Source organism: Phyllobacterium phragmitis (genome assembly GCF_002980495.1).
Classification (GTDB): Bacteria; Pseudomonadota; Alphaproteobacteria; order Rhizobiales; family Rhizobiaceae; genus Paramesorhizobium; species Paramesorhizobium phragmitis.
The window spans coordinates 193012-200258 of record NZ_PVBR01000009.1; the positions used below are offsets into that span (position 1 = coordinate 193012).

Sequence of the window (7247 nt, forward strand, 5' to 3'; positions counted from 1 at the left end):
CAGGGGCTGTTACACCCATCAGGACCGGCCGCGCTTTCGTCCTCCCGCCACCATGATCACCGCAATGATGATGACACCCGTCATGACGAGACGGATGCCGGCTCCCAGCCCGTATGTATTGAGCATGGAAACCACGAGGAACAGGAACAGCGAGGCCCCCCATATGCCCGGTACGTTGGAATCGCCACCGGCAACGGCGGTACCGCCGATGACGACGACGGCGATCGACATCAGGAGATATTCCGAACCCATATTGAGCGCAGCGCCCCCGGAAAAACTGGCCAGCAGATAGCCGCAGATGGAGGCCAGCACCGCACACAGCACGTAGGTTGCGAGGCGGACGCCATCGACCGGTATGCCGGCCATCCTTGCCGCGGGGATACTCTGGCCGATGGCCGATATCCAGCGTCCGTAAACGGTTTTCTGCAACAGCACCCATGCGATCGCGGAAAGGACGAAGGCAGCGATGGCGATATTCGGGATGCCCCAGATGGTCGAAGTGGTGAAATCGGCCAGCATCGCCGGCGGCTTGACCCGGATGCCGCGATTGGTCCAGATCGCCATCGACTGGACAATGAAGCTCATTGAAAGTGTCGCGATAATAGGCGGGATGCGCAAAAGCTTGATGAAAGCGAAATTGCCGATGCCCACCGCCACGCCGAGCCCGATGGCGACGGCAAGGCCAGGCAGGATCAGCGAATTATCCACATCCATCAGCTTCAGCGCCACCGTGCCCGAAAGCGTGATCATCGCGGGCACCGACAAATCGATATTTCCGGGACCCAGCGTGATGACGAACATCTGACCAATGCCGACGATGACCGAGAATGCCGCGAAGGTGAATGCCGCCTGCGACAGTCCGGCAGCACTTGCGCCGCCGGTGAACATAATGGTCACCAACCAGACAATGGCCGTGGCCACGAAAGACCATATCCATGGCCTGGCTGAAAGCGAGCGAAGCGCGTTCATCGGCCCTTCTCCCGCTTTTCCAGCCGGTTGAGAAAGAGGCGCAGCGCCAGCACAACGATGAGGATCGCTCCTTGCGCGCCGATCTGCCAGTCCGGTGAAATTCGCAGGAAGGAGAGAAACGAGCCGGCGAGCGTCAGTGTCAAAGCGCCGATCACCGCGCCGATGGGCGACACGCGTCCGCCGACGAACTCGCCGCCGCCGAGGATGACGCCAGCGATGGAAAGGAGCGTATAGCGCAACGCGATATTGGCGTCGGCCGATGTGGTCAACCCGACGAGCGCGATGCCGGCGAGGACGGCGAAGAAGGCGGCAAGCGCATAGGCCCCGGCCCGCGCGCTAATGATCGACCAGCCGGCGCGCTCGACCGAACGGGTATTGCCGCCGACGCCGCGTATCAGCACGCCGAAGGACGAGCGCATGACGATGAAATGAGTGAGCACGGCAATGACGATGCTCGCGACGATCGCCATCGGCATCAGCGGCGGCTTGGACGTCATGATCCAGCGCGCCCAGACCGGAGCCTGACCGCCCGGAGCAGGCAGGATCAGCACCGCAAGCCCGCCCCAGACAAAGCTCATGCCGAGGGTCACCACGATCGACGGCAGTTGCCTGACATGGATGACGACGCCGAGAACCGCATAGGCGGCGATCGCCGCCAGAAGAATGGCCACGCCGGTCAGCGGCGCTGTCGGCAGGAACGCGGCGGCGACGCAGGCGACGAAACTGACAAATGTTCCCATCGACAGATCAAGATCATTGACCGTCATGATCAGCATCTGCGCGATCGTCGCAAGGGTGATCGGAACCGCCAGATTGAAAAGGAGATTGAGCCCGGTATAGCTCATGGCGCGCGGCTGCAGATAGAATACCGCACAGAGAAGCACGGTCAGCGACAGCGCCGGGATCAAGAGCCGGACGCTATCGGTCGATAGCCTGATCTTCATGCGACAGCTTCCCCGATCACTGCTTCGGTGAACGAGGCGGCGAGAATGTTTTCTTCATTGATATCGTTTCCGGCAAGCTCGGCGACAATGGCGCCCGCGTTGAACACATAGACGCGGTCACAGATGCAGACTTCCTCCATCTCCGTGGAATACCAGATAAAGGTACAGCCGTTCTCCGCTTCGCTGCGCAATATGTCATAGACCTCCTGCTTGGTGCCGATATCGACGCCACGCATCGGATCGTCCATCAGCACGATCGGAGCGCGGGCTGCCAATGCACGGGCGAAGAGCACCTTCTGCTGATTGCCGCCGGAAAGCGACAGGATGCCGTTCTCCATATCCTGGGTGCGGACTTCGATCTTGCGTTTCCACTCATCGCCCAATTCCGCTTCATGCTGTTCATCGACAAAAGTGGCGCGCGACAGATCGCCAAGGGAGGCGACGCTCATATTCTTCAGGATGCTCCACAGCGGGAATGTGCCGTTATAGCCCCTGTCTCCGGCGACGAAAGCGACCTCCGGTTTTCGGCGTTGCAGCCAGTTTCCGCTGCGCGAAAGATAGAGGTCGACAAGCATATCGGTCTGGCCATGCCCGCTCAATCCGGCAAGCCCGACGATCTCGCCTGGGAATGCCTTGAAGGGTAGCCCGCGACCACGGCGAAGCGGCAGCGAGAGGACGGGAGCCGTTGAAGTCGCCGCCCGCACCGCCCGCGCATCCCTCTTTTCCGCAACGACGCTTCCCATCGCCTGAACGAGCTTTTGCTGTGTGAATTCCGAGGCCGGGCGATCGGCGACGACGCGGCCGTCCTTCATCACGACGATCCGGGTTGCGGTCGAAAGCACCTCGCCCAGAATATGGGAGATGAAGATGATCGACCCGCCGCCTGCCACATATGCACGGATATGCGCCAGCAACTGCTCCGCAAGGCTCGCATCGAGCGACGAGGTCGGCTCGTCGAGAATGACTAGCTTCGGCTTTTGGCCGACATCCGCGAATGCGGTGGCGATCTCGACCATCTGGCGCTCGGCGATCGAGAGATCACCGACAGCACGGGAGCGGTCGATGCGGTGACCGGGGAAAATCTCGTCGAGCTTGCCTTTGATCGCGGCAGCCGCCCTGCTGCGCCAGCCCCACCCGCTCAGTGCGCGGTGCATCACCCGCATGTTCTCGATGACGGTCAGGTTCGGGCAAAGCGACAGTTCCTGAAAGACGCAGCGGATGCCGTGGCCACGTGCGCTGTTTATGCCATAGCGGCCCGGCGCTTCGCCCTCATAGGAAAGCGTTCCGTCATGCGGTGAAAGCCCGCCATTGATGACATTGACGATGGTCGATTTTCCGGCGCCGTTATGGCCGACGAGGCCGACACATTCACCTTGCCGGATAACGAGATCGACGCCGGCAAGCGCGCGCACGGCGCCAAAGCTGACTTTGACGCCCTGCGCCTCGACTACCGGCACGGGATGGGAACTGCCTGTCATAATCTGTTTTACGGCCTCTACTCGCTGCAATGAGGGCCGGCGCCAGACAGGGCGCCGGCCACAAGCTCATTTTGCGCTGTTGATCACCGCCTGTGCATCCTCCAACGTATATTCGACATTGGCGACGCCGCCCTGTGGAGTCTTCTCCAGATTGGCTTCGAGATTGTCCTGGTCGATGCGCAGGAACGGCACGACGAGGTCCTTCTTGACCTCCTTGCCGTCGAGGATCTGCTGGGCGACCCAGAAGGCCAGCGTCGAGACACCGGGCGCGATCGAAACCGACATGGTTTCATAGCCATTGGCGTCCTTTTGCTCCTTCCACCAGGCAAGTTCGTCCTGGCGGTTGCCCATGATGATAATGGGCGTCGGGCGCTTGGCCGCGGCGAAAGCCTGTGCTGCGCCATAGCCGTCGCCGCCCTGCGTCACGACGGCTGCGATTTCCGGCAGGCTCGGCAGGATACCGGCAACGGCACGCTGCGCGACATCCTGGGCCCAGTCGCCATGCACCGACCCGGCGATCTTGAACTGCGGATATTGCGCAACGCCCTCGTGAATGCCGGCCGAAATCGCGTCATCGACGAAGACGCCGGCCAGTCCGCGGATTTCCAGGACATTACCGCCGTCGGGAAGTCTCTTGGCGAGATATTCGATTTCGCTGCGGCCCATTTCCTTGAAATCGACGGCGATACGCCAGGCACACGGCTCGGTGACGATGCCGTCGAAGGAAACGACGGTGATGCCGGCATCGCAGGCTTCCTTGACCGCGCCGTTGAGCGCCGTCGGAGATGCGGCGTTGATGACGATTGCGTCATAGCCCTGCAGGATCATGTTCTGGATCTGCGCGGCCTGTTCCGTCGCCTGGTTTTCCGCTGTCGTGAATGCATCGGCGGCGGCGACAACGCCGCTCTTCACCGCTTCGCCGGTGATTTTCTCCCAGCTTGTCAGCATCGCCTGGCGCCAGGAATTTCCGGCATAATTGTTGGACAGCGCGATTTTCTTGTCGGACGTATCCGCCAGCGCCGAAACAGGCACGGCGGTGAACGCGATCGCCACCGATGCCAGAAGCATCTTTCTGATATTCATTGTCTCTCTCCCTCATGGCCCGTCGCTATGACGGAGCCTATATGTCTCTTCCGCTCTTCGCGGATAGCAAAACTGCTTTGAAACTGAGTTTCCTCCCCTCAGTGCCGAACAGGATGACGAAGATCGATGGCGTTGTACAGGCGCATTGAGGCAACCCATTTGCGGTATGTCCTCAAAAATGTGCGGGATCCCGCAAGACGGAGTAGCCTCATGCGGCGCTAGATCGGCTATAGAGATCGTATTGTATCGCCAGGGAGAGGCGAACGGAGGAGGAATGTGCAGTGCTCAACCCGGCGCCTGCCACGCTTTTGGATCATTATCTCGGCATATCGCGGCTTTTAGCAGGCCAGCTCGATTTCCATTCGGCCATCCAGTCTGTGGCGGCCGAGATCAATCATATCATTCCACACGATCATCTCGACGTGTGCATGATCATGCTCGACGGCAAATATCACATCGCTTACGAGACCGGGATAGAAACCGCCTGGGGCCAGCCGCCGCCCGCTCCGCTTGCCGGCAGCCCGATCCGGGCCGTTCTATGGGGCGAAGAAGCGTTTCTCCTGACGGCCGATGCCTGCAGCGACCCCCGATTTCACTTCGAGGGCGCCTTCTCCGCACCGATCCAGCAGCAATCGCTTCGAAGCCGTCTGCATGTGCCGCTAAAGGTGCAGGGCGATGTCATCGGCGCGCTGAGCTGTTCGAGCCGCGCCGCCGATCTCTACACCATAGAGGACGTCAACAACGCTCAGCCGATCGCCGATCTGCTGGCGCCGTATTTCTTCGCGCTCAGGGCGGCAGACCAGGCCCAGCGCTCGGCGATCGTCGAGGCGGAAGCGCGAGCGCGCGAGGAAGGCTTGCGCCTCGGCGCGCTGAAACTGACCGAAGCGCTGGAGACGGAAAGACAGCGCATCGGCATGGATCTGCACGACCAGACACTCGCCGATCTGACCAGGCTGGCGCGGCGGATCGAGCGGCTGACGCATCTGCCTGAAGTGACCGGAGAAACGCTTGAGCCCTTGTCGCGCGGGTTGCAGCAATGCATGCAGGATCTCCGGCAGATCATCGAGCAGGCGAAGCCTTCGGTGCTCCAGCTATTCGGCTTTGCGCAAGCCGTGGAGAACCATCTCGACCGCTCGGTCAGCGAGAGCGGCTCCACCATCGAATGGCAATTGGCGGACGATACCGGCGGAGCGATCGACGATCTCGACCAGACTGTCAGCATCGCGCTTTTCCGGATTCTCCAGGAGGCCATCAACAATGCCGTCCGTCACGCTCAGGCGAGCCGGATTTCGGTGCGCCTTCATGTCGTGCGGGGCAATATCGTGATCGAGATCGACGATAATGGACAGGGGTTGGGAATATCAGGCAGACGGACCGGCAGCGGTCTGGAAAACATGCGGACGCGCGCCCGGCTGATCTCCGCGAAGTTCGATATCAGGGCAACCGAGGAAACGGTCGGAACCTGCGTCACCGTCCTGTTCCCAATGGCTTCGCGGCCCGCCTGAAGATGAACTATGGGAGATGAAAATGAAGGTTTTGATCGTCGAGGATGATCCGCTGCATCGCTCCTATCTGAACGAAGCCGTGCGGGCGGCACTGCCCGAATGCGACAGCGTCATAGAGGCCGAAAACGGCATTGCGGGCGAGCGCATCGCGCGCGAATACAAATCCGCTCATATCGTCATGGATTTGCAGATGAGCCCGCGCAACGGCATCGAGGCGGCGCGCACGATCTGGAAGGAGCGTCCGGAAACCCGCATCCTGTTCTGGTCGAACTATTCCGATGAGGCTTATGTGCGCGGCGTTTCCCGCATCGTGCCGGATGGCGCGGCCTTCGGCTATGTGCTGAAATCCGCTTCCGATGACCGGCTCAGGCTGGCGCTGCGCAGCATCTTCATCGAGGCGCAATGCGTTATCGACCGCGAAGTGCGCGGCATGCAGCAAAAGAGCCTCGGCCAGACCAATGGCTTCAGCGATTCCGAATATGAAATCCTCGTCGATATCGCGCTGGGCCTCACCGACCGCGCCATCGCCCGCCGCCGCAATCTGTCGCTGCGCAGCGTGCAGAACCGGCTGCAGCATCTCTATGAAAAACTCGGCGTCCATCACCCGTCGATGCCGAAGCATGAGGGGCCGAAACATGAAGGGCCGGAACACGACGAAGGACGGTTCAATCTGCGCTCACGCGCCGTCACGGTCGCTTTTCTGAGGAAGCTGTTGAACTATAGTGCCCTGGAACGCGCCGAGGCCGAACTTGGCGAATGGCTCCGCGCCCGCTGATCAACCGTTCGGCGCGAATTGCGCCAGCTTCGCCGTTTCCGCACTGCGATAAGCCCGCGGGGTCATGCCGGTCCGCTGCAGGAAAAACCGCGAAAAATAGGCTGGATCGGCAAATCCGAGGCCAAAGCCGATCTCCTGCACCGTTGCTGTCGTGAAGACGAGAGCCCGCTTTGCCTCCTCGACGCGTTTGCGTGCGATGAGCTCATGCGTGCTGAAGCCTGTGACCTCGCGAACGATACGGTTGAGATGGGTGGGCGAAATGCCAAGCTGCCGCGCATAGAAGCCCGCCGGCTGGCGGGTGCGGAAATGCTGATGGATGAGGCCGGCGAGCCGCTCCACACGCCGTTCATTCGCCCCCATGTCCCCTAGGTCGTAGTGACGATTTAACTATTTGAGCCAGATGGCGATTGCGGCGAGTTTGACGAACCCCATGAAATTGGAGAGGAGCTTGTCGTATCGAGTTGCGACGCGTCGGAACTGTTTGAGCTTGTTG

At 61.0% G+C, this 7247-nt stretch carries 6 protein-coding genes and 2 pseudogenes; 2 read left to right on the plus strand and 6 right to left on the minus strand.

Annotated features, from left to right (window positions below; all coding sequences use genetic code 11):
* Positions 1–18: 18 nt before the first annotated feature.
* The 4 genes from C5748_RS14445 to C5748_RS14460 form a co-directional block, all read right to left on the minus strand.
* Complete coding sequence (locus C5748_RS14445) at positions 19–969, minus strand: ABC transporter permease (RefSeq protein ID WP_105742623.1); 951 nt, start codon at positions 967–969, stop codon at positions 19–21.
* A complete protein-coding gene (locus C5748_RS14450) occupies positions 966–1913 on the minus strand; it encodes an ABC transporter permease (protein WP_105742624.1) in 948 nt (315 codons plus the stop codon). Before C5748_RS14450 ends, C5748_RS14445 begins: the two co-directional genes overlap by 4 nt.
* Complete coding sequence (locus tag C5748_RS14455) at positions 1910–3391, minus strand: ATP-binding cassette domain-containing protein (RefSeq protein WP_105742625.1); 1482 nt, start codon at positions 3389–3391, stop codon at positions 1910–1912. The genes C5748_RS14450 and C5748_RS14455 overlap by 4 nt, the downstream gene beginning before the upstream one ends.
* 66 nt (positions 3392–3457) lie before the next feature.
* Positions 3458–4474: an ABC transporter substrate-binding protein gene (locus C5748_RS14460; RefSeq protein ID WP_105742626.1), complete on the minus strand. Its 1017-nt coding sequence runs from the start codon at positions 4472–4474 to the stop codon at positions 3458–3460.
* 281 nt (positions 4475–4755) lie between these two features.
* Here C5748_RS14460 and C5748_RS14465 point away from each other — a divergent pair, with 281 nt between their 5' ends.
* Both C5748_RS14465 and C5748_RS14470 read left to right on the plus strand, forming a co-directional pair.
* A complete protein-coding gene (locus C5748_RS14465; RefSeq protein ID WP_105742627.1) occupies positions 4756–5979 on the plus strand; it encodes a GAF domain-containing sensor histidine kinase in 1224 nt (407 codons plus the stop codon).
* A gap of 22 nt (positions 5980–6001) precedes the next feature.
* Complete coding sequence (locus C5748_RS14470) at positions 6002–6754, plus strand: response regulator transcription factor (protein ID WP_105742651.1); 753 nt, start codon at positions 6002–6004, stop codon at positions 6752–6754.
* Here C5748_RS14470 and C5748_RS14475 read toward each other — a convergent pair.
* Positions 6755–7105: pseudogene (locus tag C5748_RS14475) on the minus strand (helix-turn-helix domain-containing protein); the annotation flags it as partial.
* 36 nt (positions 7106–7141) lie between these two features.
* Positions 7142–7247: pseudogene (locus tag C5748_RS14480) on the minus strand (IS5/IS1182 family transposase); the annotation flags it as partial.